We start from the raw sequence: 26,289 nt of genomic DNA, 5'->3' as shown, positions 1-26,289 counted from the left end.
GGCCGTCACCAGAAAGGCTGACGGCCCGCTTGCCACAAGCGGCTGATTGGGAACACAGCCGATCGGGAGCAGATTTTCACGATGCAGCGCTATATTCATTTCGCCGACACCGTCTCCGCATGGTTCGGCAAGGCCTTTGCCTGGTGCGTGGTCCTGATGACACTGGCCGTCAGCTACGAGGTCGTTGTCCGCTACGCGTTCCGCGCGCCAACGGTCTGGGCCTTTGATCTCACCTACATCCTGTATGGAACGCTGTTCATGATGGCCGGCGCCTATACATTGTCGCGTGACGGACATGTGCGCGGTGACTTTCTCTACCGGCTCTGGTCGGAACGCACGCAGGCCAAGGTGGAGCTGGTACTCTACTTCCTGTTCTTCTTTCCCGGTGTCCTGGCGTTGATATTCGCAGGCTGGAAATATGCCAGCCGCTCATGGCGCTATCTGGAAGTCTCGAATATGAGCCCGGCCAATGTGCCGATCTACCAGTTCAAGACGATCATCATCGCGGCCGGTATCCTGCTCGTCATACAGGGCATCGCGCAGGTCTTCCGCTGCATCATCACCATCCGCACTGGCGAATGGCCGCCTCATGCACAGGACGTGCAGGAGCTTGAGGAAATCCTTCAGAAGGAAGGTGCGGAAGCGCTGCGACACGGTAGCGAAGCTGTCGACATTGTTGAGCCCAAGGAGCCGCGTCGATGACTGATCCCCAAGTCGCCGTGGCGATGCTCGGCATCTTCATCTTTATCATTCTTCTCGGTTTCCCGATTGCCTTTACTCTGATGGCGATGGGGATCATCTTCGGCTACTACGCCTATTTCGATGCCGACCGCATGTGGATGCCCTACACGCGTGCGCTCCAGCAGGACGCCGACACTTTTACGCTGATCCAGAACTATATCGGCGGCTTCTTCAACAACCGGGTCTTCGATCTTTTCGTCAACCAGACCTATTCGGTCATGGCCAACGATGTCCTGACCGCCGTGCCGCTGTTCCTGTTCATGGGCTATGTGGTGGAGCGGGCGAATATCGTCGACCGCCTGTTCCAGACACTGAGTGTCACCACCCGCAGATTGCCAGGCTCCATGGCCGTGGCGGCGCTTATCACCTGCGCGCTCTTTGCGACGGCGACGGGTATCGTGGGCGCGGTCGTCACGCTCATGGGGCTGCTCGCCTTCCCTGCAATGCTGAAAGCGCGTTACGACACCTCGCTTGCAGCGGGCGTCATATGCGCCGGCGGCACGCTCGGCATTCTCATTCCGCCCTCGATCATGCTGATCGTCTATGCCGCGACCTCCGGCGTTTCCATCGTGCGCCTTTATGCAGGTGCATTGCTGCCGGGCTTTCTGTTGGCAGGCATGTACCTAGTCTATGTCGTCGTACGCGCCATGCTGCAGCCGCAACTCGCGCCAAAGCCGGAAAAGCTTGGAGACGACGTGACGGCCTTCCAGGTCGTCTGGATGCTCCTGACATCCTTCTTCCCGCTCGCATTCCTGATCGTCGCGGTGTTAGGTGCAATCCTGTTCGGCTTCGCCACCCCGTCGGAAGCCGCTGCAATCGGCGCGCTGGGCGGCCTGCTGCTCGCTATGGCCTATCGTGCGCTGACATGGAAGCGCCTGCAGGAATCCGTCTATCTGACGGTGAAGACGACCGCGATGGTCTGCTGGCTCTTTGTCGGCTCCTGGGTATTCGCTTCGGTGTTTTCCTATCTCGGCGGCGAGCATCTGGTCAGCGAATTCGTGCAGGGGCTCGACCTGACACCGCTGCAGTTCCTGCTGCTCGCCCAGCTCATCATCTTCCTGCTTGGCTGGCCGCTGGAATGGTCGGAGATCATCATCATCTTCGTGCCGATCTTCCTGCCGCTTCTGCCGATGTTCGACATCGACCCGCTGTTTTTCGGCATCCTGATCGCGCTCAACCTGCAGACCTCGTTCCTGACGCCGCCCATGGCCATGTCAGCCTACTACCTGAAGGGCATCGCACCGCCTCATGTGCGCCTGACGCAGATCTTCGCAGGCTCGCTGCCATATGTCGGCATGGTCTTCCTTGCGATGATCATCCTCTACAACGTGCCGGCGATCATCTACTATCTGCCGCAGCTCGTTTACGGACGATGAGGGAGGAGAACATCCATGCTGCTTGACCGCATCACCGCCCTCATCGCCTTTGCGGCACTGGCGGGTTATCTAGGGATATTCGTCTTCTCGGTCCCGCGCCCCGCGCTTTTCGTGGTCGTCGGCTTCGTGCTCCTGCTCGTGGCCTATGACTTCTGGAGCCAGCTTTCCACGGGAAAAGACCGCCGATAGCGAGCGTCGCCGCCTAGCGATCCGCGCGTTCGACGACGGCATGAAGCAGTATGTTCAGGCCGGGTTCGAAATCGTGCGGCTCGCAATGCTCGTGATTGTTGTGCGTGATGCCGTTCTTGCAGGGAGTGAAGACCATGGCGGTCGGATATTTCATCGCCAAGAAGTAGGCATCGTGGCCCGCCTGCGACTGGATGTCCCGCCAGTCATAGTCAAGGCGTTGCGCCTGCTTTCGCAGGCTGTCGACCAGTGTGTCGTCGAAGATATCGCCGCCCCACTGCCATTCATCGTGAATGGTCACCTCGCAACCGGCACGCGCACCCGCCTCGAAGGCCGCACGGCGCATCTTCTCCGCCATTACCCGAGCGGTGATCGCGTCGGGATGGCGAACATCGCAAACGGCCTCTGAGGTTTCCGAGAGGATACCGGCCTTGTTGGGCCAAGCCACTAGACGCGCGGCAGTGGCCTTGCCGTCATGGACGGCGAAGTCCCAGCCAATGTCGTCAACCGCCGTTGCCCAGCGCGCCGCCGCCACCAGTGCATTGTGCCGCAGATCCATCGGGGTTGGTCCCGTATGTGCGGTTTGGCCGGCAAAGCCAACCCGCATGCCGTGGCTGGGGTAACCGCCACACACGATGCCGACCTGCTTGTTCTCGGCATGCAGGAGCGGCCCCTGCTCGATGTGGAGCTCGAAATAGGCGTCCACCGCGTGGCCGGTCGCCTTGCGTGTTCCGCGATAGCCGATCCGCTCCAGCTCATCGCCGAAGGTCTTGCCCTCGTCATCTGCAAGTCCGTAGATCCAGTCGCGCTCATAGCGACCGACAAAGCCGCCCGAGGCCGCCATGGGTGGGGAGAAACGCGCACCTTCCTCGTTCGTCCAGTTCACGACGACAATTGAACGCTTTGTCTGTTGGTCAAGCTCATCAAGGGTGCGGCAGAGTTCCAGACCAGCCAGAACACCGGCAATGCCGTCATAGCGCCCGCCATTGATCTGCGTGTCGAGATGACTGCCGACAAGGACAGGCGGCAGATCCGGCTCACGGCCCGGCCGGCAGGCGAATATCGAGCCAAGCTCGTCAACTTCCACTTCCAGCTTCGCCTGCTTGCACCAGTTCACAAACTGATCGCGCATCTGGCGATCCTCGTCCGTCAGCGTGAGCCGTGCCAGACCACCCGGCCGCCCCACGCCGATCCGGGCAGAGGTCTGGATCGTGTCCCAGAACCTATCAAGATCAACGCGTGCTTGTGCATTCACACCCATGACATCACCTCAAAGCTGGAACGGATTCGACCCCACGTACAGAGCCTAGCTTCACCGGTGGGCCTGAGAAACACGAAGATGACAGAAAGAGATGTGCCAGCGCGCACGACCCTCAGCGCGCACCCCAGGTGTCGCTTAGCCGGTAGCCTTCCGGCCACGGATCGTCCGGGTCCAGCATGTGCTGGTGAATGCCGGTGATCCAGCCGCGTCCCGAAAGCTCGGGAACGATGGCCAGCTTCCCGCCCACTTCCGTCTCGCTCACGATCCGACCCGTGAATGTTGAACCGATCAGGGAGACGGCGGTCAGCCGATCATCCTTCGTCATCTGCCCCCGCGCATGCAGCACGGCCATGCGGGCGCTGAGTGCGGTGCCGGTCGGCGAGCGATCGATCTTGCCCGGTCGGATCGCGACAGCTGCATTGGCGCGCAGTTCATTGCCCTCGCGCATGACCGGCCCGGCAAAGAGGCAGAAAGAGATATGTTTCCAGTCCGGATTGTCCGGATGATCGAAGCCCAGCGCCTCATTGGCAGCGGCGGTAATCTTCACGCCAAGCCTTGCCATGTCATGCGCTTCGTCGGGCGAATGGGTAAAGCCCAGCGCTTGAGCATCGACGAACACGAAGCTGTCACCGCCATAGGCTGTGTCGACCTTCAGCGTGCCGATGCCCTCCACCTCGAGATCGGCGTCGAGACGCGCTGCAAAACTCGGCAGGTTCTGCACAAATATGCGTTCCGCCTTGCCGTTGCGGCACTCCGCGCGCACCTTCACCAGCCCGCCCGGTGCCTCCAGTGTCAGCTCCGTCACCGGCTCGCTCATTGGCAGGATACCGCCATCCAGAAGCACGGTGGAAACGCAGATAGAGTTCGAGCCGGACATGGGCGGAGTGTCTTCCGGCTCCATGATGATGAAGGCCGCATCCGCGCGTGGGTCCTTTGGCGGCACCAGCAGGTTCACGTGGCGAAAGACACCGCCACGCGGCTCGTTCAACACGAAATTGCGCAAGGTTTCGTCGCGGGCAATGAAGCGGCTTTGTTCCCAGAGGGTTTCGCCGGGCGGTGGGGTTACGCCGCCGACAATTACATCACCGACTTCGCCCTCGGCATGAGCGGATATAACGTGAACCGTCTTCGAACTGCGCATTGCGCTTTCTCCTGAAGGAAATGGGAAGTCAGGCGAGCCAGACTGGGGGGGCCTTGGGCGCAGAACCGGTGACCGCCGCCTCGGCACATTCCGCAAGGCTGCCGAAACGCACGGTTCGGCCCGAAAGGCCCGGCGCGTAATGGGCGTATTTGCCCGAATTGGTCATGAGATTGCGCGCCTCGGGCGGGAAGACCGGCTCGGATATCGAGCACCAGCAGATATCGGCCACCACCTTGACGCCCGCCTGTCTCAGGCGCGCGAGCGTCCCGTCGGCTTGCACGGTGGCAAGCGCATCACGGCCAAGTGTCACAATGGCAGTCGTACCGGTCTTGCACTGGCGGCCCTCAAGAAGCTCCGCCAGCTTGCCGCATTCCGCGATTGAGAAGTGAGGACTGCCGAAGGCGACAAGCTCCACCTGTTCGCCGCCCTGATTGAAGGCGGTCCAGGCTTCCAGCAAGTCCGCCGGTCCAACGGAGACTTCCCGGGCATCTGGCAGTGCTGCATTGTCGGCTTCCGGGGTCACGCCCGCTACATGAAGCATGGGCCCGGCCGATGTCGTGCCGAAGGCCGCGCAGAGCGCCTTCAGGTCGTCTTCATCGGGTGCTGCCGCCTCAAGACCACGGATGAGCGGGATGCAGTCGGGCGCAAGACGTCCAGCCACCCAGCCCATCATCGGCCAGAAGGCATCGTCATGCCTCGAGGGCAGCTCGACATTGATGATCAGTCTGGCCCGCCTTGCGTCATCGGCATAGACGCCAGACATGGGCGCCCGGCCTGTCATGGCGATGAATAGATCCATAAAATCGGGATGCTTGACCGTGCGCGCGCCAAGCACGCTGTTGGCATAGATAACCGCATTGGATTCAGCCCAGGCAATGGCCTCGCCCATGGTTGGCGCATCGTCCAGAAGATAGGGTGCACAGGTGAAGCTGGCGCGTGCGCCCATATCGACATAGGCCTGAGCCAGGCGCGATGCGGGCTGGCCGAATTCGGGATCGACACCCTGCGCCTGCCAGTTGCCGAAATCGACGGAGATCGCGTTCATCGTGGTCGGGATGCGCACACCTGCACCCAGGTCCAGCATGGCTTCGGCAAAGCGCAGATTGGCGTGGCTGGCATAGATGCAGCCGTCGATATGACCGCGCGTCACATCCACCAGCGCTTTCGCGCCCTGTGAAGCGGCCATCGTGCAGATCATCTCCATGGCAAGCTGGACGGCCTCGCCCTCCTGCCCGTCCAGCATGGCACGATCTGCCGCGGTGAGTTCGAGCGCGGAGGCATCGACACGCTCCAGCGGAATGCTCAGACCCTCTGCCTCGACGCGATCTTCATGGATCGCAGCCTCGCTACAGGCGGCCAGCGCGTCATAGCTTTCGGCAGGCAGGCGCAGCACCGCGAGATGCCGGTCGAACATGCGTCCTGCAATCAGCGCGCCCAAGGTCAGGATATCCTCACTCTCGCGGAAGACGAGAGCGGCAGGCGCATGGCCGTTGAGCGCAAGTTCCAGAAGTACGCCGCTGCCGGTGCATGAGCCGCGACTGGTCGGCATCATCACGATCCGCCCCGCCAGGCTCTCGCCGCATGCGGGGTGATAGGCGTCGCGTATATGTCCGCTGTTAGGATCAACCCCACCCCAGAAGCTCAGGCCCTCAGAGAGGGCGAGAATCGCGGCCTGCACTTCGGCAGGAGCAATAAGCTTGCCGCCTTCATACTCGGTCATGTGACGACAAAGCCGTGTGCGAAAGGATCACGCTCATCGATGAAGATCGTGTTGATGCCCGTCACCCGCGCCCAACCGGCAATTGACGGGATGATCGCAGACCTGCCGGCCACTTCCGTCATCTTCTCAACGCGTCCCTTGAAGAGGGACCCGATGATGCTCTCATGCACGAAATCATCGCCTTCCTTCAGCTTGCCCTTGGCCGCAAGCTGCGCCATGCGCGCGGAGGTGCCGGTGCCACAGGGCGACCGGTCAATCGCCTTGTCGCCATAGAACACAGCATTGCGTGCATGAGCTTCAGGATCGCGTGGTTTGCCCGTCCAGAGGATGTGGCTCAAGCCATTGATAGCGGGATGTTCGGGATGAACGAACTCATATTTCTCGTTGAGCGCGCGGCGCAGTTTCGGGCTGAGACCGATCAGTTCCGACGCGGTGAAGTCTTCCATGTCACGGAAGTTCTTCTGCGGCTCGACGATGGCATAGAAATTGCCACCATAGGCGACGTCGACCACGATCTCGCCAACACCTTCCAACTCAGCCGTCAGGCCTTCCGAATGCAGGAAGCCCGGCACATTGGTCAGCCGAACCTCTTCGACGAACCGGCCTTCCTGGCGGTAGCTGACATCGACGCGGCCTGCAGGCGTTTCAAGCCGCAACTGGCCTGGCACCTGCGGACGCACGAGGCCCTTTTCAAGCGCGATTGTCACCGTGCCAATCGTGCCATGCCCGCACATGGGCAGGCAGCCGGAAGTCTCGATGAACAGCACCGCGATATCGCAATCCTCCCGCGTCGGCGGATAGAGAATGGCGCCTGACATCTGGTCGTGCCCGCGCGGCTCGAACATCAGGCCGGTGCGGATCCAGTCATAATCGGCCAGGAAATGCGCGCGCTTTTCCAGCATGTTCGCGCCTTTGAGCAGCGGCGCTCCGCCGGTGACCAGACGCACCGGATTGCCGCAGGTGTGACCATCAATGCAGGGGAATGTGTAGGTGCTCATTCAAAACCTCGAAAAACGAGCGGGCGAAAAGGCTTGCAAATCGATCTTCGGCTTCCCCCCATCCAGAAGGTCAGCGACGATCTCAGCCGTTGCGGTCGATTGTGTCAGGCCCAGATGACCATGTCCAAAGGCGCATAGGATTTCGGGATGGCCCGGCAGGGGACCAATGGCCGGCAGACTGTCAGGCAGTGACGGGCGGAAGCCCATCCATTGCTTGCCACCGGTCGTTTTCAGCCCCGGCAGGAAGGCCTTGGCCTTGTTCAGCATTGCGTCTGCCCGGGCATAGTTCGGCGGCAGATCCAGCCCGCCCAGTTCCACGGCACCTCCGACACGAAGGCCGGAGCGCAGGCGCGATATGACAAAGCCATGGCCGCCAAATGTAATGTGCATGCGCAGATCGAACGCGTCGTCCGGCAGCGTGGTATTGTAGCCGCGCTCCGTCTCCAGCGGGATTTTCGCGCCCGCCGTACGGGCAAGGTGATGGGAAAACGCGCCTGCCGCGAGCACCACCCGCCCCTTGCGGAGCCCCGCAGAGGTCTTCACCCCTCCGGGAACCAGTGCTTCTGCCGTTGCGATCTCGATCTCGCCGCCATCCGCCCTGAAGCGTTCGGCCAGTGCCAGGACATAGTCCTTCGGATCGTCGATCGTCGCCCAGCCTGGTGTGAAGGTGGCATGGGTGAAGCGCGGTGCGAGACCCGGCTGATATTCCGCGATTTCATCGCCCTTCAGATGCTTGAAGGGGATGCCCGCTTCCTCCCGCGCCTTCCAGCCTTCAAGCGAGGCTTTGAATTCCCGTTCGCCCTCATAGACCTGAAGCTGACCTTCACGACGGAGCATGTCGATGAGGCTATTGCGCTTAAGGAAGGGTTCGAGCGTTTCCTGCGCATGCTGCATCATGGCGGCCTGCGCCACAGTGGACGCACGCAGGCGATCCGGCCAGCTTGCCCGCCAGAACCGCAGCATCCACGGCGCGATGCGGTGAGCGTAGCGCGGCGGTACGCTGAGGGGTCCCAGCGGATCAAGCAGCCATTTCGGCGCCTGACGGATGATGCGCGGCGAGGCAAGCGGCAGAATGTCGGGAAAGGCGAACGCACCGGCATTGCCGGCAGAGGCACCGGCTGCCGGCGCCTCACGCTCGATGACACGAACCTTCATGCCCCGGGCCTGCGCGGCAAGAGCGATGGAAAGCCCGATCACCCCTGCCCCGACGACCACCACCTCGTCACTGCTCATCTATCGCACACTCGACAGGAACTTGCGTGTCTCTTCACTTTTGGCCTCGCCGAATATCTGCTCCGGCGGTCCGATCTCTTCCATCACACCCTTGTGGAAGAAAGCGACACGGTTGGAGACATCACGGGCGAAGCTCATCTCATGGGTCACGCAGATCATGGTCATGCCGTCTTCGGCAAGCATTTTCAGCGTGTCGAGAACTTCACCGACAAGCTGCGGATCAAGCGCGGATGTCACCTCGTCGAAGAGCATGTAGTCGGGAGACATGGCAAGCGCGCGGGCAATCGCCATGCGCTGCTGCTGACCACCGGACAGACGGCCCGGATAGACCTTCAACTTGTCACCAAGACCCACATGCTCCAGTTGCTTCACCGCAATCTCTTCGGCTTCGGCCTTGCCGAGCCCCTTCACCTTGCGTGGTGCAAGCGTGACATTCTCCATGACGGTCAGATGCGGAAAGGCATTGAACTGCTGGAAGACGATGCCGATCTTGCGGCGCAAACGGTTGAGGTCCGTCGACTTGGCGTGAACCTCGGTACCGTCCACGAGAATGCGGCCGCTGTCGATCTTCTCAAGCCCGTTGATGCAGGTCAGAAGCGTCGACTTGCCGGAGCCCGAACCACCGATCACCGACACCACCTCACCCTTGTCGACGGTCAGGTTGATGCCTTTGAGGACCTTCAGCGAGCCGAAGGATTTGTGAACATTTTCAATCTCAATCATTCTCTTGCCACCTTTTCTCCAGGCGACCGCCAAGTCGGGCAATCGGGAAGCTGAGCGCGAAATAGATCGCGCCGGTGATGAGCAGGATGGTCATCGGTTCCTGCAGTCGCGTTACGAGGATCTGGCTTGAGCGCAGCAGCTCGATGATGCCGAGCCACAGCACCAGCGCGCTGTCTTTCAGAACACTCAAGGTCAGACCGATCCAGCTTGGCAGTGCCACGCGCAGGGCCATGGGGAACACGACCTGCGTCATGTCCTGCCCCCAGGTCAGCCCCAGCGAACGCGCTGCACGGCGTGTGACCGTCGGCACGGCATCGATCGCGCCACGCACGATCTCGGTGCAGTAGGCCGAGGTGTAGAGCGCCAGCACCACGCATGAGGTGACGAATGGCGAAAGCTGGAGACCGGCAATCGCCTGGAAGGCATTCGCCAGGATGAGCTGGATGAGCAGCGGGACCGAACGGAAGATGTCCAGGACGAAGGTCAGCGGCAGTGCCATCCACGGGCTGATGTGGCTGCGGACAACGCCGAAGGTCAGTCCGAGGACCGTTCCGCCGATCACGGCGAAAAAAGTGATCGCCAGCGTTACGCCCGCCCCTTTTGCAAGGAAGACCAGATCGTTGAGGGTCAATGCGGTTTCAAACATGGTTTGCTCCTCCTCAGTACCTGAACAGGCGCCAGGCGAGGAGACGCGCGCCAAGCATCACCGCTTTCGCGATGGCATAATAAAGAACCGCAGCAAGCGCGAAGAGCTCGAACGTGCGGAAGGTCCGCGAATTGAGATCCTGCGTCACGCCGGTCAGATCTGTGCTCATGCCGACCGTCACGCCCAGTGACGTCATGAGAATGGCCCAGACCATCTGGTTCGTGGTGGGCAAAAACGCGATGCGCAGCATTTGCGGCAGCACGATCAGGCGGAAAGCCTTGGCCTGCCCCATGCCCAGCGAACGCCCTGCACGCACCTGCGTATCGGGAATTGCTCTAAGTGCGCCGCGGAACGTCTCGCACAGATAACCGGCATTGTTGAAGGTGATGCCTGCGAGAAGCGCCACATAGGGGCTGAGATAGATCCCGAAGGACCCCAGACCGAAATGCGCCATATAAATCTGGAACAGGGCCGGCGTGTTGCGTGCGACTTCGACCCAGGCGGTGGCGGGCCAGTAGAGCCAGCGCGAATGCGAATTGCGGGCAACGGCCAGGATAACGGCAATGGTCACGCCGATGACCATCGACAGGACGGCGATCTGCAAGGTTACAAGCGCGCCGTCCAGCATCTGCGGTAAGGCGCGATAGGCCTGCCGCCATTGAAACGTGTAGTCAAACATACTGCGCTCCGCGTTCTACCCAGAATGGAAGAGGGAGCGCGGAAAGCGCCCCCTCATCGGGATCAGCGGTAGACTTTGTTAATGGTCAGGTCTGGTGCTTCGCCACCAACCCACTTCTCGTAAAGCTCCTGGTAGCGACCGCTGCGAACCTGCTGGTTCACGAAGAGATCGAGATAGTTGAGAAGGCCGTATTCGTTGCGCAGCGTGATGAGCGATACGTAATCGGGGATGTAAGGCGCATCGCCACCGATGGTCAGGCCCTCATACTTGCCGCTCTCGACGATGGAGGATGCAACGGTGGAGGTAACGACGGTCGCCTCGATCTGCCCCTGCGAAAGTGCCAGGAAGACATCGGCCTGCGACTGGTACGGACGGAAGCTGCCGCCCTCGCCCCATTTATTGATGTCTTCTTCCAGAGCGATTGCCTCATAGGTACCGGCAACCGAACCGACCGTCTTGCCCTTGAGGGACTCGTAGCTGTCGATTTCGGTACCGTCCCTGGTCAGCACCACATTGGTGAAGGCGAAGTAGGGAATGGTGAAGCCCACGGTCTTTGCACGCTCAAGCGTGTCGGAGGTGGAGGCGACGCCGACATCCGCACGACCCGAAACAAGCGCGGGAATACGATCCGGGAATGGCGTCTCGACAATCTCGGCCTCTACACCAAGCGCCTTGGCCAGGTCGTTGCAGTAGTCGACGTCGAAGCCGATCGGCTCGTTGTTCTCGTCGCGCGAACCCATCGGAGGGAAGTCGAGCACGACGGCGCAGCGCAGGGTGCCCGAAGCGATGATGTCATCAAGCTTGTCTGCCGTGGCAGGACCGACAAGTACGGCTGCGGCGATTAGGCCACTGGCGATGATCTTGGAATTCATGGATGGAGGTCTCCCATTTTTCTGTTGTTCCGGCACAGCCGCTTTCGCAGAGCGCGCGTCACAGAAGCACATCCATCATTAAAATACAATTTGTATACTAAAGGTCGACGGAAAAAATTTTCCTCGATTAGGTGCAGAAAAAGCGGGAGCCGACCGGCCCCCGCTCTCCCGTCCAACCGATGGTAGAAGCGCCTTATGCCCGCGCATCCTCAGGAAGAAGCGCTTCCGGCATGTTCTGGTAGCAGACCGGACGCAGGAAACGCCGGATGGCAAGAGTGCCGACGCTGGTCGCGCCGAAATTGGTGCTGGCCGGGTACGGCCCCCCATGAACCATGGAATCGACGACCTCGACGCCGGTCGGGAAACCGTTGACCAGCAGACGGCCCGCCTTGCGCTCCAGGATCGGACGCAGCGCTACCGCCTCGTCCAGATCCGCGTCATCCATGTGGAGGGTAATCGTCAGCTGGCCTTCGAGGTTTCGGGCGATGCTCTCGATCTCATCCGAAGTCTTCGCACGAACAACGAGCCCGAGCGGTCCGAAAACCTCGTGGTGCAGCAGTTCATTCTCGGAGAATTCCGCGGCTGTGGTCTCGAACAGAACCGGTGAAGCATTGCGGCCTTCCGATTCGCTCGAGAATACGGGCCGAGCCGCATTGCTCTGCGCGATCTGATCGCGGCCCGAGCAGAATGCCTGTGCGATGCCGTCCGTCAGCATGACCTGAGCCTCGACAGCACCGAGAGCTTCGGCAGCAGCAGAAACAAAACGGTCCGCGGCCTCACCTTCGCGCAAGATCGCGATGCCCGGATTGGTGCAGAACTGGCCAGCACCCATGGTGAGCGATCCTGCCCAACCCTTGCCGATCTCTTCGCCGCGCTCCTCAAGGGCATTCTGCAGCAGGAACATCGGATTGACGGAACCGAGTTCACCAAAGAACGGGATTGGTTCGGGACGTGCAGCGCAAAGATCGAATAGTGCACGACCACCAGCAAGGCTGCCGGTAAAGCCGACCGCCTTTATGAGCGGATGCTGCACCAGCGCCTGGCCGACCTGGCGATTGCCACCCTGGATGAGGGAGAAGACACCTGCCGGCATGCCGCAGCGCTCCTGCGCAGCCTTCACGGCTTCGGCGACGATCTCGCCAGTGCCGGGATGAGCCGAATGGCCCTTGACCACAACCGGGCAACCGGCAGCAAGGGCCGATGCCGTGTCTCCGCCGGCAGTGGAGAATGCGAGCGGGAAATTGGAGGCACCGAACACGGCAACCGGACCGATGGGGCGCTGTACCATGACCAGCTCGGGACGTGGTGCGGGCTTGCGATCGGGCAATGCCGCATCCTTGCGGCGATCGAGATATTCGCCCTTGCGGATATGCTCGGCAAAGAGACGAAGCTGGCCGACCGTGCGGCCGCGCTCACCTTCAAGACGCCCATTGGGGAGGCCCGTCTCCTGGGTGCCGATCTCGGTGATGGCATCGCCACGCTTTTCCATCTCTTCGGCAATCGCATCGAGAAATGCCGCACGCTCCTCGCGGGATTTGCGCGAATAGGTGTCGAATGCCTCTTCAGCCGCTTTGACAGCCTGATCGACAAGAGCCACCGTGCCGACAGAATAGGCATGTGCTGGACCATGTGCTGGCGAGGAGTCGAACGTATCATCTCCAGCAACCCATTCGCCGGCGATGAGGTGTTTTCCGTGAGGTGTGAAAGACATGATTTACTCCATTCTCGAGATCATTCGCCTGTGACAGGCTCAAATGTTTCACTGCTGTGCCAGGTGGTCAGCAGCCTCCGCTTCGCGTATACAAAAAGTATGCAAGACTAGATAGCCCTCGCGGGCGGAAAGGATGATTGGTGCATCGGCAAGCTGTTTCAGTGGACGCGCTCGCAGAACTGGTTGACGAAATCCTCCAAAAGGCGGGTCTGTCGGCACTTCATGCAGGAGCGCTCATGCGGGTCATCGTGGCCGGTGAGCGCGACGCTTGTAAGTCCCATGGTGTTTATCGTCTGGAAGGATGCCTGCGTACCATAAAGGCTGGCAAGGTCGAAACCCATGCCAATCCTGTATTTTCTGCCGATGAAGGTGCAATTTTGCGCATTGACGCCGATGGCGGCTTCGCCAATGCGGCATTCGAGCTTGGCGCACCACGCCTGGTGGAGCGCGCGCATGAACTTGGAATGGCCGCGCTTGTCATCAATGACTGCACCCATTTTTCAGCCCTTTGGCCCGAGATCGAGGCGCTCACGGACAAGGGCGTCGCAGCCATGGCCATGTGTCCCAGCTATGCCAGCGTTGCGCCTTCCGGCGGCACAGCCCCCCTTCTCGGCACGAATCCCTTTGCCTTTGGATGGCCGCGCAAGGACCAGCCACCATATGTCTTCGATTTTGCAACCAGTGTCGCAGCACGTGGTGAAATCGAACTGCACCGTCAGGCCGGCAAACCTTTGCCCGAGGGCTGGGCCATCGACAGGGAGGGCAACCCGACCACGGATCCGGCCGCTGCGCTGGAAGGCGCCATGCTTCCATTCGGCAGTCACAAAGGCTCGGCCATATCGACGATGATCGAGCTTCTGGCCGGCGTGATGATCGGCGATCTCACGAGTCCCGAGGCATTGGAGGCGCTCGGAACGACCACGCTCGCCCCTGCGCATGGCGAACTGATCCTGGCATTCGACCCGACCCGCTTCGCCAATGGGCGCCCGGGCGATCCATTCGAGCGTGCAGAAACGCTGTTCGAAGCCATCGCCGGCCAAGGCGCACGCCTGCCATCCCAGCGCCGATTTGCTGCACGCAAGAAATCACTTACTGAGGGTATCGAGCTGAGTGCCGAAGAGTGGTCGATGCTTGAGCGTCTGAAAGAAAAGGGCCTTGCGGCCGTCTGACACAAAAAAGGCCCTCACGATGGAGGGCCTTTATCCTTGGGCTGACGGGTTCAAGCCGCGTATTTGGTCACCGCACCCGGCTGCTTGCTCCATTCCGCATACCAGTTGCGGAAAAGCTTGTACTGACGCTCGGCGTAGCCACGCTGGCTGTCTGTCAGAGCATCATCTTCATTGAAGTGCAGTGCGTATTCTTCCTCGCCATTCAGCACCAGGAGATACTTGAAATAGAGCACGAGATCCGGGCCCTCGTCGAAGGTCGAGAGGACATGGAGCGCTGCGTCAAGCTCCTGCGCACGTATACGTGCATCCGCATCACCCGCAGCAGCTGCCTCCGACAATGCAACAAGATGCAGAACTTCCTTAGGGAACACGTTCCCGATGCCGGTGATCGCACCCGATGCGCCGCAATTCACGTATCCGTGGAAGACGGTCGTATCGACACCGATCATCAGCTTGATCTCCGGATCACCGCTGGTGATGTTCTCGGCTGCATAGGTCAGGTCCTTCGCCCCGCCGAACTCCTTGAAGCCGACGAGGTTCGGATGTTCCGCGCGCAGAGCGAAAAAGAGATCCGCGCGCGTGGCGAAGCCATAATAGGGGCTGTTGTAGATAACTGCAGGCAGATCCGGTGCAGCTGCAAGAATCGCCTTGAAGTGGTTCTTCTGGGCGGTCGAAGAGGAGCCGCGCGACAGGACGCGTGGAATGACCATCAGTCCCTGCGCACCAACTTCCGCCGCATGTGCCGCATGGGCGACAGCGCTTTTCGTATTGACGGCACCAGTGCCGACAATCACCGGCACGCCGGCCTCGACGAGGCGCTTCACGCCTTCCATGCGCTGCTCATCGGTGAGCAGCGGCCAGTCACCCATGGAACCGCAATAGACCACACCGCGCATTCCCGCCTCGACAAGAGCCTTGCCCTTGCGAACCAGGGCACCGAAATCCGGCTGCCGGTCTTCGGTGCAGGGTGTCATCAAGGCCGGAATACAGCCTGAAAAGATGTGGTCGGTCATGCGGGTCTCCTTCATTGCCTGACGCATGTTCCCGGCACGCGGCGTGCCGGTTCCAGCAGTATGATCCGCCAACAAAATACCACTTGTATTTTATTTGTCGACAACAATTTCAGACCCGCAAAAGCGCGGCGATCGTATCTTCCGGCAGAAGGCTACAGGTCTATGGTCTGACGATCGTCGCGCGCAATGAGGCTACGGATCTGGGCGACGATCTGGTCTGCATGTTCTCTTCCCAGACGATCCGCCCGCTCGATATCCCGAGCCTCGATCGCAGCGATGATGTCTTCATGCTCAACGACGTAACGGTGAGGCAGTCGATCATTATAGGATGAGTAGTAGAGCCGAAGCAGCCGGCGCCCCTCGTCCAGAAGCCTTTGAAACAGGCCCTCATAATATGGATTGCGTCCTGCCGCGGCGATTGCGGCGTGGAATTCCCGGTTCGTAGCGATCATGGAGAGCGCATCCTGAGCCTCGACGGCATTGGCAAATTCCGCCTGGCGCTCCCGGATCACATCCAGGTCACCCGGCATATGGTGCTGGGCAGCCAATCGCGTGGTTACGCGATACATCAAGGTGATCGCATCGAAAAACGCGTGAAGATTGAGGAAATCGATATTCGAAACAACGGTCGAGCGGTTTGGCAGCGTGGTGACAAGCCCCTCGCCTGCCAGACGCACAAGCGCCTCACGGATCGGGGTCCGCGACATGGAAAGCCGCTTGGAAAGCTGGATCTCGTCAATCGGCGAGCCGGGCGCCAGGGCCAGATCGAGTATCTCGTCGCGCAGGACATCATAGACATATTGCACGCCCGATCCGCGCTTGCGCTCACCCTTTACAGGTGAAGATGCACCTTCCGACACAACCAGATTCTCCCTACTTGCCCTGCGTTGATTTGGCCAGCATGCACAACTTCGTCAAGCGCAGGAACCGCCTGAAGGGATCAGCTCTGTCGTATTTGTTGGTTATACAAGATGAGAAGCCGTATCGGCACGGTACGAAGGTCACAACGGCGTGCAGGAGAGCCCCCGGCGGGGAAGAGGCTCGATAGCCTCTCCGTCAATCTTGCCGGGCGCCATTTTGCGGAGATAATCGCCGCGCCCTGACCGGCAAACATCGCCAATCGAAACCGCCGGGATTGCCTTGCGACAGCGGCTCTCAGAACTGCAGGTTCAGATTGAGATTTGCCGAATGCTCCTGAACCGACGAGCCGAACTGGCCGCCATAGGCAAAACCCAAAGTCGCGTCGTCTGCCAGATTTACGTCCCATCCAATATCGACGACCAGACTGTCCCGCGCGGGCGAAACGCCTGCGATCGAAAAGGATCCACCACCGGACGCAAAGGCCATACGGGATGTAGGTGCGTCGCCGAAAGCGTGCCGCCAACCCACCATGCCGCGCAATGTGCCATATGCGTTGCCAAGCGCGACCTCGGTTTGTCCACGCAGACCAAGCGTCATGAAGGTAGCGTCCACCGCGGTTGAACCTATATTCAGCGCCGCTGCGCCGCCGCGTTCGGTGAAGGCTTCGTTCGTTAGATGCACATGGGCGAGATTGACGAATGGCTCGATTTCGACGGCATCGGTCTTGAAGCTGTAGGCTGCCTCGCCCCAGGCTTGCAGGGTCCGAGCGCTGTAGTCTGCGGCAAGGCTGTCCGAAAAGTCGCCAAAGGACACCGATCGTGAAGTGGCGAGGCTGTGCCAGCTATGGGCTAATCCTCCCGTCAGCGTGAGAGTCTCCCAGTTGCCACCGCCATAGACGCCAAGAGTATAGGTGTCTGCCGTAGCAGTGGAGTTGCGGTCGGAAACGTTGAAGCTTGAGCGGGAATAGCCGCCCAACACGCCAAGTCGTGCACTGTCCCACACTGGCGCATCGCCGCCCATCAGGAACCCGCCAATGCTCCGGTCCATGGCTGCGGCATTGCCGTCGCTGGCCCACTGGCTCCAGGAGCCGAAGCCTCGTCCCCAGATACCCGATCCTGCAGGAAGCTGCCCATCGGCTTGACCGCTTCTTCGGGTCGCCACACCGCCCAGCGTGAAGCGCAGCCGATCCATCGCCGCCTCGCGCAGAAATCTGCTGTCTTCCAATATTGCGGTTTTTGCGCTGGAATGGATCTCGCCGGTGAGATCGTCCAGGACGGCGCGGGCATCCTCTTCGTTCCCGGTAAGCGCGATCAGCTTTTCATGTATCGGGTTGTCGCTCTCGGGGTCTTCCAGTGCCGGCGCACCGGCTTCCTGATTGGGCGTGTCAGCTATGTCCGAGACATCTGCGACCTGCTCCGACGTCAGATAAACATTCTCGGCATCATAGCTGTCGGTAAAGTCCAGGAAGACATAATCGTCCGTCACATCGCCGAACCTGCCCGTGATGCTGCCCGCGGTAAGGATCGTGTAGGTTTCCGGAGCGTCATAAGCAGAACCGTCGTCCGCTCCGTTTTCCGGCGTCACACGCACCGTACCGCCATTGATCGTAACCGAGCCGCTCGCCTCCAGAAGGTCGTTGTGCACTCCGGCGGTATTGCCGCCGCCTCTGATCTCGACTTCATAGATCGAGCCGGAATTGAAGATCATGTTGCCAATATGAGCCGTGCCGATGGAGTTGCCCGGCGCCAATATGCCACCCGATTCCATCGAGACGAGACCCGAGAAGGTACCTGACCCGCCCAGGACGCCGCCACTCATTGCAACAATGTTTCCTCCGAGACTGCCATTGACGAGCAAGGCACCGCCGGAGATCGAGGTGACCCCGGAGAAACCTGAGGAATCGCCCGCAAGACGTGTCTCTCCAGCGACATGGTATATGCGGCCTTCGCCGATCATGTCGGCTTCAAAAGCATAGTCAGTGTCCGTGTGGTTGAAGACCAGTCTGGCATCTTCGTGATCGCCAAACCAAAGCTCTGCCGTATCAAGCGTACCCGAACCCTCTGCGGACTCGCCGGCCGCAGCACCAATGTTCAGCACGCCGTCAGAAGCTGCGTTGTAACCCAGATAGGTCCTACCCGATACGCTGACAGTCCCGCCATTCGCGATGGTCAGGCTGCCGGTGCCTTCTTCGGCAATGAAAAGCGCGGAATTGCTGCTGAGGCTGGCCGTGGCGCCGTCCACAAGTACCGTTCCCTCACCATCAGGCGCATATCCAAGACTTACCGTGGAATCGGCATATACGCTCCCATCGATGATGTTGAGCGTGCCCGTGCCGCGATCGCCAACCAGCAACTCATTGCCGGTTTCAAGGCGTGACGTTTGTCCAGTGATATCCAGAGTGCCAACGGTGCTGTCGTCAGCCGCGATGGTGATATTGTCGCCAATAACGACCTCGCCACCATCCTCTATGCTCAATGTGCCCGTACCGCCAACCGAGTTGCCGAGATAGAGACCTCCGGATGCTGAAAGACTTGAACCGGACCCGGCAACTAGGGCAATGCCATCGCCCAGATCACCGATGAAAACATGATCGTCGGAGGAAAGCGTACCGCCCGCCTCGATCGTCAACGCCCCTTGCGCGCCCGGATCACCGCCAAGCAAGACCTGGCCGACATTGCTCCAGTCGGCATTGTTGATCTGCAAGGTGCCGAGCCCGGCGCTGTCGTGTGAACCCAGATAAAGGGCAAAGCCGCTGTCATTCACCTGGGCATCGTCTGAAATCACGATGTTGCCCGTCCCGCCGGTGCCGACATAGGTCAGGTTGCCGATGTTCCAGGTGGTGCCGGTGCCCGTAACGGTGAGTGCTCCCATGCCGGTGATTTCGCCAATATTGGTGAAACCACCCGTCGACAACGTGCCTCCGTTTTCGATGACCATCGTTCCCGTGCCGAAATCACCGACGGACAGATCGAACCCGACATCGATCACGCCTCCGTCATTGACGACCTCGCCACTGCTTCCCGCCTGTGCGCCGACGGTCATGTCGACATCAACTGTTACCGTACCGTCGACGACATTGAGCGTGCCGGTTCCCCCTTCGCCAACGAAGAGGTTCCGGGTTTGCAATTGTCCGCTTGCAGAACTGATTTCGAGAACGCCACTGGAGCCGCTGTGATCACCGAGCGTCGTTGTTCTGCCGACGTCGACAAGTCCATCCGAGACAGTGAGTGTGCCCTCGCTACCGCTTGAGTACCCGATCGTGAGAGTGCTTCCCGAGGCGGAGACATCGAGTACACCGCCGGATTCGACATTGACCGTGCCGACAGCCGTACTCGTCCGTCCGATGGTGACGTCGTCCGCCGTGACCGTTGCCAAGTCCTGAATGTTCAAAAGCCCGGTGCCGCCATAGCCAACGGTCAGATCACCATCAGGGACCTCCAGTTTTGATCCTGCGCCAGTGACAGTGACCTCACCATAGGCGCCTGCGTCATTTGCAATACGGATGGCACCGCCTAATGGACCAACACTGACGGAGCCGCTATCGGAGACGGTCAGATAGCCGGTTCCGCCTTCTGCAACATAGATGGTGTTGACGTTCTCCCAGGATGAGTCCGCGCCGGTAACAGTAACAACGCCAATGGAAGCGGGGTCGAACGCTATGTTTCCGGTGGTATCCGAAACGCGGGCGCCGCCCGATATGTTGAGTTCGCCGACACCGTCATAACCGACCCAGATCTGGCCACTCGATGTCCAGTTCGAATCTGTACCATCCACGGATACGTCACCTTGGCCGGTCGAACTGCGGCCAATATAGCCGGCATCACTGGAAACGCTGCCGCCGCTCCCGCCATTTGAGATTTCGAGCGTGCCGGTGCTGACATCACCCACATGAAGCTCACCGGATATGTTCCAGGGACTGGCCTGCGTGCCGCCACCGCCGCCGATCACGGTCTCGGTTGCGCCCCCGTCTATGACCTCCTGCGCATAAGCACTTGCCGGTAGGATACCGACAAAGGCAGTTGTGGCCATCAGAGCGGAAAACCGGAAACGAGCGGCACTGGCTCGACGGACTGAGCGGACCTTCCCTGCCTGATACGCTTCGGCTTTATCGTTTTCGATGTGCACGTGGAATCCCCCCATCACCCTGTCAGCGTTCGTTCGCGAACGAACGGCCGGTATCAGAGGCTTCTACGAAGGCAGGCTTCGCGCGACATGCGACATTTGTGTGATGCGGCCGCAGTTTCTTTCGGTCTGCCGCGCTACTTGTCCATGAAGTTGACGGCGTAGACCCAGAAAGCGACATGCGCCCCTGATCCCAAGAGCATGAGATTGAAGCAAAGTCTGCCGATGCCGCCTCGATGCAGCCGACCGGACACTTCTCGTTTGAACGACCGGTTTGCAAGATATCCCGGCAGCATCTTCTCGCGTACCCAGTTGAACCTGGGACCTTTCTCGTCGCGCTGCGCAATGATCTTGGCACCGATAAAAAACTGGCTGATCTGCCACCCGGCAAAGCCGATGAGGATCGTTGCGGCGGATCCCAGCAACCACCAGGTGGTCCATTCGATGTCGGCTACGGGCACGTCAAAAATCGTCACTGGTATTACTCCTCCCCCTTGCGCCATCGGTCCGCCTTGCGCCACGAGCCATGCCGATATTGACGACGCCGATGAACAAGAGGATAGCGATGACAGTAAGCGCCTCCCGCATCGCATTCCCGCGCATTGCAGGGTCGATTTGCCGGGTTTGCGGATCGTGGGGCATATAGCGAATAGTGACGCGGTCGGGCGGGTTGTGTCGGTCGTAGAATCCGCTGGTAACGCTCACATTTCCACGCCGCATTTTATCACCAACCGTAAAGCTGACGGTCATCTCATAGGCGTAGCGTGGACGATCGGTGCCACTGCGGATGATACGTTTCGATATGATGGTAGCTTGGGTTTCGACGCCGTGAGCCTCAAGGCCGCGGTAGATCTTGTCGCTGCCATGATAGGTCCAGAGCCCGTACAGAAAGGCAGCTGCAAAGGGCAGCGCGAGCACCAGAGTGCGTAGCAGAGCCTGCAAATGGCTGTTTCGCAGCAGCGATCCGCCTCCATGATCGGTGGTATCAGTCATAGGATCCGGCTTTCGCTTCACCGCCCCTCAACCACCGCAAGACAAACCAGGCCACAATTGCAGATGGAATGAGCAGGACCATCCCGATCCCGCCGATGGCGGCGGGCAATGCCCAGAGCTGTTCGAAATTTTTTTGCCGCACATCCCGCTTCTCGTCGGGCGTGAAAAAAATCTCATGCTGAGACCCGATGGCGAAATTCCAGTTGGGCGAGGATTGACCGGTGCTGGCTTCTGTCATCTCAGTATCGGAGAAGCGGTAACGGAAGACCGGGCTGTAGTCGGTAGTCTTGCCATCCCAAGGGTTCCAACCCTCCCACGCATAGACGCGCACGACTTCACCCGTCGTTCGGGTCGCGCTGGAGATGAAAGCGTAGCTCTCCCATGCCAATGCCGCGGCAGTTCCCAAGAAGAGTACGGGAAGCAGGAAAATCAGCACCCATACCCGCCAGGACGCCTGCCGCTTGCCGCCGGAACCAGTGCGGAGCAGATAGAGCTGCGTCATGTTGAGGCGGATCAGGGCGGTGTGCAGCATTTTGCCGATTCCCTACTTGGCGGCATACGCGCGCGCTGTTCCTTATGCTGCAGTTGCACCTGCAAGGGCACCGCGCGGATCGGGACCATAGGCATTCGCCCCCGGAACCCCTTTCAGGAAGCCGAGTTCCACCACCATCCACAAAGCCACGGCGGTTGCCGCCCACATCGCAACCGTGGCTCCGACACCCGGAACCATGATCTGGCTCCCAGCCAGCTCAACTGGCGAATAGCCGATCCTGAAGATGCTCATCACCTGCATGAGGACACCCGGGGCGATGAAAATCACGGCCCAGGGCAGAGCTGGCTTTCCACGATCATGCAGCCGCTTCACCACAACCGCTGACCAGATATAGACCACGCCGGCCGACAGTATGATCTGGAACAGGATCTGCAGGGGCCCGCCCGGCAGAAGGGACAGCACACCTGCTCCGAGGATCAGGGATATTGCGGCCATCCCCACGAAACCAAGCCAGAAACCCTTGCGCGATATGCGGCCTTCGAATGATGTGAACAGGTCCATTGTTTCCCTCCTATGTGACAAGGCGATCCCAAAGCTCAAGGCTGTGCGGTGATCGTCATGTTTCCACCCAGGTCGAGCACGTAGAAATTGCTCCGGCCCAATGTGGCCGTGCCTTCGCCTTTGGCTGCGACCGCCTCGGCGAGATCTTCGGCTGCTGCGCTGAATGTTGACGGATCCGCCTCGTTGATCGCACCTGCTATCCACGAGATAATCTGTGCGCCCGTTTCACCCGGCCAGGGTTGGGTCGCAATATCGAGGAGAGGTCCATCGGGATCGGCATTCGTGATGAGCAAGCGCCCACCCCCAAGTGTGAAGGTGCAACTTACGATCTTTTGCGCCCCATCGCCCGGTTTGGCGTTTTCCATGCAGGACAGTTGCTGAGCACTCAATGGATCACCGGCAGCCTTCGACGCCGCTTCGAATCCCGCGATGTACTGGTCGAGGGTGAGCCCCAAATTCTGCGCCTGTGCAGACAGCGGCAATGCCAGACCGACTGCGATGGCGGCCATGTGCAGGATGTTTCTTCGTCTCATTTTCGACTTCCCGCTTTCCATAGCGAAGATGAAATTCCGTTCTGCAGGGATTTCAGGTGGCGCTTAGCGGTGGTCCGACGATCTCGAGGCGGTACTTTTCCGAAATCGGCTGCATGGCTGCGAGGTCGCGAGGCATTTCAAACCCGGCTGCCGCAACTTCTGCAAAGAAACCTTCGAAGCCGCCGGGTGTAAGAATGGTGAGCATTCTCGCTGAACCCTCATCACGCACCCGGAAGGTATGAGGTGTTCCGCGTGGAATGTGCACGGCACCACCTGCCCTTACGGTGAGCCGTTCATCACCCCGAGCGAAATCGACAGCACCACTCAGGATGTAGAAGGTTTCTTCGGCGTCATGGTGAACATGCATGGGAGGACCGAAACCGGGCTGATCTTCCGACTGGAACATCCCCATTGCCCCGTTCGTCGTCGCAGCGCGGAGAAGGATCTCATACCGCGTCCCCATCCAGACTACGCCGGTTGGCTTCTCACTCGTGGCGACATCCATGACCATTGCTCCCTAAATGGTGCGCGGCAGCTGTTTCCCGCACTTCAGGCGTGGAACTTATCCACCCCCCAGAAGTGGGTCATGCGACGTTTGTGCGATACGGGCGAGATCGAATGCGGAAGCGGCAATGGAGCACGGAGGTGCAGCTTTCCCATCGAATAAGGTGATCTCTTCCAGTCGTGGAGACAATCTGGCCTTGCCGGACAAGACCAACAAGGCAACCCCACAAGGCGCTGGTGGGAATATTCTTCTGGTGATCCGCTCGACTGTTACTCAAAGCGAAGTCGGCAAGATTTGTCGCCGGTATTTGTGAGGTCAGAAGCCAGACGATCCGCGTCCATAAATTCGATTTGGCGATAGGATCTATCAGATCGAACGATTTTGCAGATTAATCGTGCCTTGTTAGTGATGGTGATCACAAGAGTACTTTCTGCATCCTTGGCCTGGTCGGGGGATCGGCATGGACATTGTTTCGAGAATTGTGGGAGAAATATATGATGCAGCCTTCGAGGCGCAGATCTGGCCTGATCTGCTTTGCACCATTGCCGACTACTGCCGTGTGGAAAATGCTGCATTGGTAGCCACCGACCCACGTATCGGTTTCGCGTCTGTGATGGCGCCACGGGCGGACCCGAGGCTCATATCGGATTATGCAGATCACTGGTGGGCGCATGATCCAACTGCCGAGGCCACGGCCTCTTCGCCAGTCGGACAAGTTACCGATCTTGATTTCACCGGTCGGGAGCGTTTCTTCTCCAGTCCATTCTACAACGACTATTGGCGGCGTTCCGGCTTGGGTGCCGAACGTCTTGCCACGAATTTGTTCACCGACAATGGTGGCTTCGCAAGCATCATCCTGCAGGCGTCTGAACGCCGGGATGAAATCGATCCCGAGACACAGGAACGCTTTCGCTACTTCATTCCCCACTTTGTCCGCAGCATAGGTATCGCCCGCAATATGCAGCGGATGACATTCGAAAAGTTCCTGCTGGAAAGTGGCTACGGCAGCCATGAGACGGGTACAGTCATTGTTGACCCTGAAGGGCGCGTGATTTTCGCCGACGATGCCGCCGAAGATCTGTTTTCAGGACCATCCGGCATTACCGTTTCAAAGGGCCGTCTGCACTGCCACAGCGAAATTTCTAATGGCGAGCTGAATGCCGCCATTGTCGCCTGCTCCGCAGCCAGATTCACTGCCCCGGCCAGCCGCAAAATAAAGGTCAGGTCAGGTGAATACTCGTCGTTGAGCGTTGAGGTTCGCCCCTTCCGCATTGCCGGTGCGGTGCCGGGGATGCCGCGTCCGGCTGCAATGCTGTTGGTGAGCGATCCTGAACGGCGCCGAAAACAACGCATCGCTCTGCTGCAAGATCGCTTCGGCTTTACGCCTGCCGAGGCAAGGCTTGCCCTGGAGATGCTTGCGGGAGATGGACGCGCCGCAGCAGCAAGTCGTTGCGGTGTGTCGATCAATACGGCACGCACACAACTGACGAGCATTTTCGAGAAAGTCGGCGTAACGCGGCAGGCAGAGTTGATCCGCGCTCTACTCGAGGCCGAGGCGATACGTTGAATGCGTCGCCGGGCAGAACCAAACTGCCTTGAAGCGTTTGATCCGCCACCCTGCGCAGCTTGCCGGAGAAGTCGAGGCGCATCTTCCCCTGACACCGCGAAAACGTTGTGTCGTGTCGTCCATCGCAATGGTAATGCCCGCCTGTGGGGAGACCTTATTGCCTGTCCGGGTGAGGTCGAGAGCCTACACAAGAAACGGTCTCACCATCCTTGAATCAGGAAAAGCGCTCGGTTGAGCGCTTTCAGATGCTTGGTTGCGCGCCTGTCTGCACCGGGGTCGAACGGAAGCAGAGGAGGCTATCGGCAATCTTGCAGCTTTGAGAGAAGGCGCTCGTCCATGGGCTCGACGGCGATGCCGGTGCCTGGGGGCCAGGCACGCAGCGGCAAGGACTGACCGGCACCGCCACCTTCGTTCAGATACCCTTTTAAAGGCGTATCATTCCTGCATCCACATTGACGCACTGGCCGGTCATCCAGCCCGCATCATCGGAAACAAGAAAAGCCACCACTTTCGCAATGTCGGAAGGCTGCCCCTTCCCCGGCATCGCCTGAAGCATTTCAACGAAACCGAAGCTTTCGGCATGCGGGCTAACCTTGACGCCGTCGGATTCCGTCAGCCCCGGAGTGACAGCATTGACGCGAATGCCGTATTTGCCCACTTCCGTTGCAAGAGCACGTGTGAAACCGATCACCCCGCCCTTCGCTGCCACATAGGCAGCCATGTTCGGCGTCCCGGCATAGAACGCGTTCGACGCGATGTTCAGGACCGTTCCCTTGCGTCCTGCAGAGCGCATCATGTCAGTCGCCTTGCGGCTGGCGATGAAGACGCTCGTCAGATTGGTGTCGATGATTTTCTGCCAGTGCGCCAGATCGACATCGTCCCACGCTATATAGGGAACGATGGAGGCGTTGTTGACGAGTATGTCGATGGCGCCATTTTCTGCCGCGTCCTCGAGCATTCGGTCCACTTGCGCGACATTCGTGGCGTCACAGGAGACGCCCGTGGCGGAATTCCCGATTTCGGCAGCCGCTGCCTTGGCACCCTCTCCGTTGATGTCGGAGATCACGACCTTTGCGCCTGCATCCGCCAGCGCCTTCGCGATGGCCTTGCCGATGCCCTGCGCACCTCCCGTAACGACGGCCTTGCGGCCTTCAAGACTTGTGCTCATTCCCTCTTCCTTTTGTT

The 26,289-nt window shown here is 59.9% G+C and carries 26 protein-coding genes; 6 read left to right on the top strand and 20 right to left on the bottom strand.

The window, feature by feature from the left end; genetic code table 11:
* Positions 1–81 precede the first annotated feature (81 nt).
* Genes EL18_RS00275 through EL18_RS18005 form a run of 3 tightly spaced genes read left to right on the top strand, consistent with a single transcriptional unit; the run spans position 82 to position 2,306 of the window.
* Positions 82–702 carry a TRAP transporter small permease subunit gene (locus tag EL18_RS00275; RefSeq protein WP_036478575.1) on the top strand — a complete coding sequence of 207 codons (621 nt, stop codon included), beginning with the start codon at positions 82–84 and terminating at the stop codon, positions 700–702.
* Complete coding sequence (locus EL18_RS00270; RefSeq protein ID WP_036478572.1) at positions 699–2,117, top strand: TRAP transporter large permease; 1,419 nt, start codon at positions 699–701, stop codon at positions 2,115–2,117. Before EL18_RS00275 ends, EL18_RS00270 begins: the two co-directional genes overlap by 4 nt.
* Positions 2,118–2,132: 15 nt before the next feature.
* A complete protein-coding gene (locus EL18_RS18005) occupies positions 2,133–2,306 on the top strand; it encodes a hypothetical protein (RefSeq protein WP_200875479.1) in 174 nt (57 codons plus the stop codon).
* 13 nt (positions 2,307–2,319) lie between these two features.
* Here the strand turns inward: EL18_RS18005 and EL18_RS00265 are convergent, their stop codons facing one another.
* From EL18_RS00265 to EL18_RS00220, 10 genes are all read right to left on the bottom strand, one after another.
* The gene (locus EL18_RS00265; protein ID WP_036478567.1) at positions 2,320–3,564 is read right to left on the bottom strand and encodes a Zn-dependent hydrolase; all 1,245 of its coding nucleotides are present in this window, start codon (positions 3,562–3,564) and stop codon (positions 2,320–2,322) included.
* 112 nt (positions 3,565–3,676) lie between these two features.
* Positions 3,677–4,705 carry a trans-3-hydroxy-L-proline dehydratase gene (locus tag EL18_RS00260; RefSeq protein ID WP_036478565.1) on the bottom strand — a complete coding sequence of 343 codons (1,029 nt, stop codon included), beginning with the start codon at positions 4,703–4,705 and terminating at the stop codon, positions 3,677–3,679.
* 28 nt (positions 4,706–4,733) lie between these two features.
* The gene (gene lhpI, locus EL18_RS00255; protein WP_036478564.1) at positions 4,734–6,425 is read right to left on the bottom strand and encodes a cis-3-hydroxy-L-proline dehydratase; all 1,692 of its coding nucleotides are present in this window, start codon (positions 6,423–6,425) and stop codon (positions 4,734–4,736) included.
* Entirely contained in the window at positions 6,422–7,423 is a 1,002-nt protein-coding gene (locus EL18_RS00250) for a 4-hydroxyproline epimerase (protein ID WP_036478562.1), read from the bottom strand. Before EL18_RS00250 ends, lhpI begins: the two co-directional genes overlap by 4 nt.
* Positions 7,424–8,656 carry an NAD(P)/FAD-dependent oxidoreductase gene (locus EL18_RS00245; protein ID WP_036478556.1) on the bottom strand — a complete coding sequence of 411 codons (1,233 nt, stop codon included), beginning with the start codon at positions 8,654–8,656 and terminating at the stop codon, positions 7,424–7,426. It abuts the gene before it with no gap.
* Entirely contained in the window at positions 8,657–9,379 is a 723-nt protein-coding gene (locus tag EL18_RS00240; protein WP_036478549.1) for an amino acid ABC transporter ATP-binding protein, read from the bottom strand.
* A complete protein-coding gene (locus EL18_RS00235) occupies positions 9,372–10,025 on the bottom strand; it encodes an amino acid ABC transporter permease (RefSeq protein WP_036478547.1) in 654 nt (217 codons plus the stop codon). Before EL18_RS00235 ends, EL18_RS00240 begins: the two co-directional genes overlap by 8 nt.
* A 13-nt stretch (positions 10,026–10,038) precedes the next feature.
* Entirely contained in the window at positions 10,039–10,704 is a 666-nt protein-coding gene (locus EL18_RS00230; RefSeq protein ID WP_036478545.1) for an amino acid ABC transporter permease, read from the bottom strand.
* A 62-nt stretch (positions 10,705–10,766) separates the two neighbouring features.
* Complete coding sequence (locus EL18_RS00225; RefSeq protein ID WP_036478544.1) at positions 10,767–11,576, bottom strand: ABC transporter substrate-binding protein; 810 nt, start codon at positions 11,574–11,576, stop codon at positions 10,767–10,769.
* 193 nt (positions 11,577–11,769) lie between these two features.
* Positions 11,770–13,287 carry an aldehyde dehydrogenase (NADP(+)) gene (locus EL18_RS00220; RefSeq protein ID WP_036478542.1) on the bottom strand — a complete coding sequence of 506 codons (1,518 nt, stop codon included), beginning with the start codon at positions 13,285–13,287 and terminating at the stop codon, positions 11,770–11,772.
* 137 nt (positions 13,288–13,424) lie between these two features.
* Here EL18_RS00220 and EL18_RS00215 point away from each other — a divergent pair, with 137 nt between their 5' ends.
* Positions 13,425–14,456: an Ldh family oxidoreductase gene (locus tag EL18_RS00215; protein ID WP_200875478.1), complete on the top strand. Its 1,032-nt coding sequence runs from the start codon at positions 13,425–13,427 to the stop codon at positions 14,454–14,456.
* A 50-nt stretch (positions 14,457–14,506) separates the two neighbouring features.
* Here EL18_RS00215 and EL18_RS00210 read toward each other — a convergent pair whose 3' ends face one another.
* The 9 genes from EL18_RS00210 to EL18_RS00170 all read right to left on the bottom strand — a co-directional run bounded on the left by EL18_RS00210 (position 14,507) and on the right by EL18_RS00170 (position 23,537).
* Positions 14,507–15,469, bottom strand: coding sequence for a dihydrodipicolinate synthase family protein (locus EL18_RS00210; RefSeq protein WP_036483495.1), 963 nt, complete (start codon positions 15,467–15,469; stop codon positions 14,507–14,509).
* A 152-nt stretch (positions 15,470–15,621) separates the two neighbouring features.
* Positions 15,622–16,329 (bottom strand): GntR family transcriptional regulator, encoded by a 708-nt coding sequence (locus tag EL18_RS00205; RefSeq protein WP_036478541.1) that lies wholly within the window; start codon positions 16,327–16,329, stop codon positions 15,622–15,624.
* A gap of 295 nt (positions 16,330–16,624) precedes the next feature.
* The gene (locus EL18_RS00200) at positions 16,625–20,359 is read right to left on the bottom strand and encodes an autotransporter domain-containing protein (RefSeq protein WP_051913620.1); all 3,735 of its coding nucleotides are present in this window, start codon (positions 20,357–20,359) and stop codon (positions 16,625–16,627) included.
* Positions 20,360–20,589: 230 nt separating this feature from the next.
* Complete coding sequence (locus EL18_RS00195; protein WP_036478539.1) at positions 20,590–20,928, bottom strand: hypothetical protein; 339 nt, start codon at positions 20,926–20,928, stop codon at positions 20,590–20,592.
* Entirely contained in the window at positions 20,915–21,445 is a 531-nt protein-coding gene (locus EL18_RS00190) for a DUF3592 domain-containing protein (protein WP_036478538.1), read from the bottom strand. The genes EL18_RS00195 and EL18_RS00190 overlap by 14 nt, the downstream gene beginning before the upstream one ends.
* Positions 21,438–21,977 carry a DUF3592 domain-containing protein gene (locus EL18_RS00185; protein WP_036478535.1) on the bottom strand — a complete coding sequence of 180 codons (540 nt, stop codon included), beginning with the start codon at positions 21,975–21,977 and terminating at the stop codon, positions 21,438–21,440. Before EL18_RS00185 ends, EL18_RS00190 begins: the two co-directional genes overlap by 8 nt.
* Positions 21,978–22,019: 42 nt before the next feature.
* The gene (locus tag EL18_RS00180; protein ID WP_036478533.1) at positions 22,020–22,499 is read right to left on the bottom strand and encodes a DUF805 domain-containing protein; all 480 of its coding nucleotides are present in this window, start codon (positions 22,497–22,499) and stop codon (positions 22,020–22,022) included.
* Between the two features lie 35 nt (positions 22,500–22,534).
* Complete coding sequence (locus EL18_RS00175; RefSeq protein WP_152552919.1) at positions 22,535–23,032, bottom strand: hypothetical protein; 498 nt, start codon at positions 23,030–23,032, stop codon at positions 22,535–22,537.
* Between the two features lie 52 nt (positions 23,033–23,084).
* Complete coding sequence (locus tag EL18_RS00170; protein WP_036478529.1) at positions 23,085–23,537, bottom strand: cupin domain-containing protein; 453 nt, start codon at positions 23,535–23,537, stop codon at positions 23,085–23,087.
* A 127-nt stretch (positions 23,538–23,664) separates the two neighbouring features.
* Here EL18_RS00170 and EL18_RS17890 point away from each other — a divergent pair, with 127 nt between their 5' ends.
* Together EL18_RS17890 and EL18_RS00165 are read left to right on the top strand one after the other, a co-directional pair.
* A complete protein-coding gene (locus EL18_RS17890; protein WP_161781953.1) occupies positions 23,665–23,850 on the top strand; it encodes a hypothetical protein in 186 nt (61 codons plus the stop codon).
* A 246-nt stretch (positions 23,851–24,096) separates the two neighbouring features.
* A complete protein-coding gene (locus tag EL18_RS00165; protein ID WP_152552918.1) occupies positions 24,097–25,104 on the top strand; it encodes a helix-turn-helix transcriptional regulator in 1,008 nt (335 codons plus the stop codon).
* Positions 25,105–25,528: 424 nt separating this feature from the next.
* Here the strand turns inward: EL18_RS00165 and pldH are convergent, their stop codons facing one another.
* The gene (gene pldH / locus EL18_RS00160) at positions 25,529–26,272 is read right to left on the bottom strand and encodes a pyridoxal 4-dehydrogenase, SDR-type (RefSeq protein WP_036478524.1); all 744 of its coding nucleotides are present in this window, start codon (positions 26,270–26,272) and stop codon (positions 25,529–25,531) included.
* Positions 26,273–26,289: the final 17 nt, after the last annotated feature.

Origin of the sequence: Nitratireductor basaltis (genome assembly GCF_000733725.1) — a bacterium.
In the GTDB taxonomy this organism is placed as follows: Bacteria; Pseudomonadota; Alphaproteobacteria; order Rhizobiales; family Rhizobiaceae; genus Chelativorans; species Chelativorans basaltis.
The sequence above is the reverse complement of the archived record's forward strand: the minus strand, read 5'-3'. Positions and strand labels throughout refer to the sequence as shown.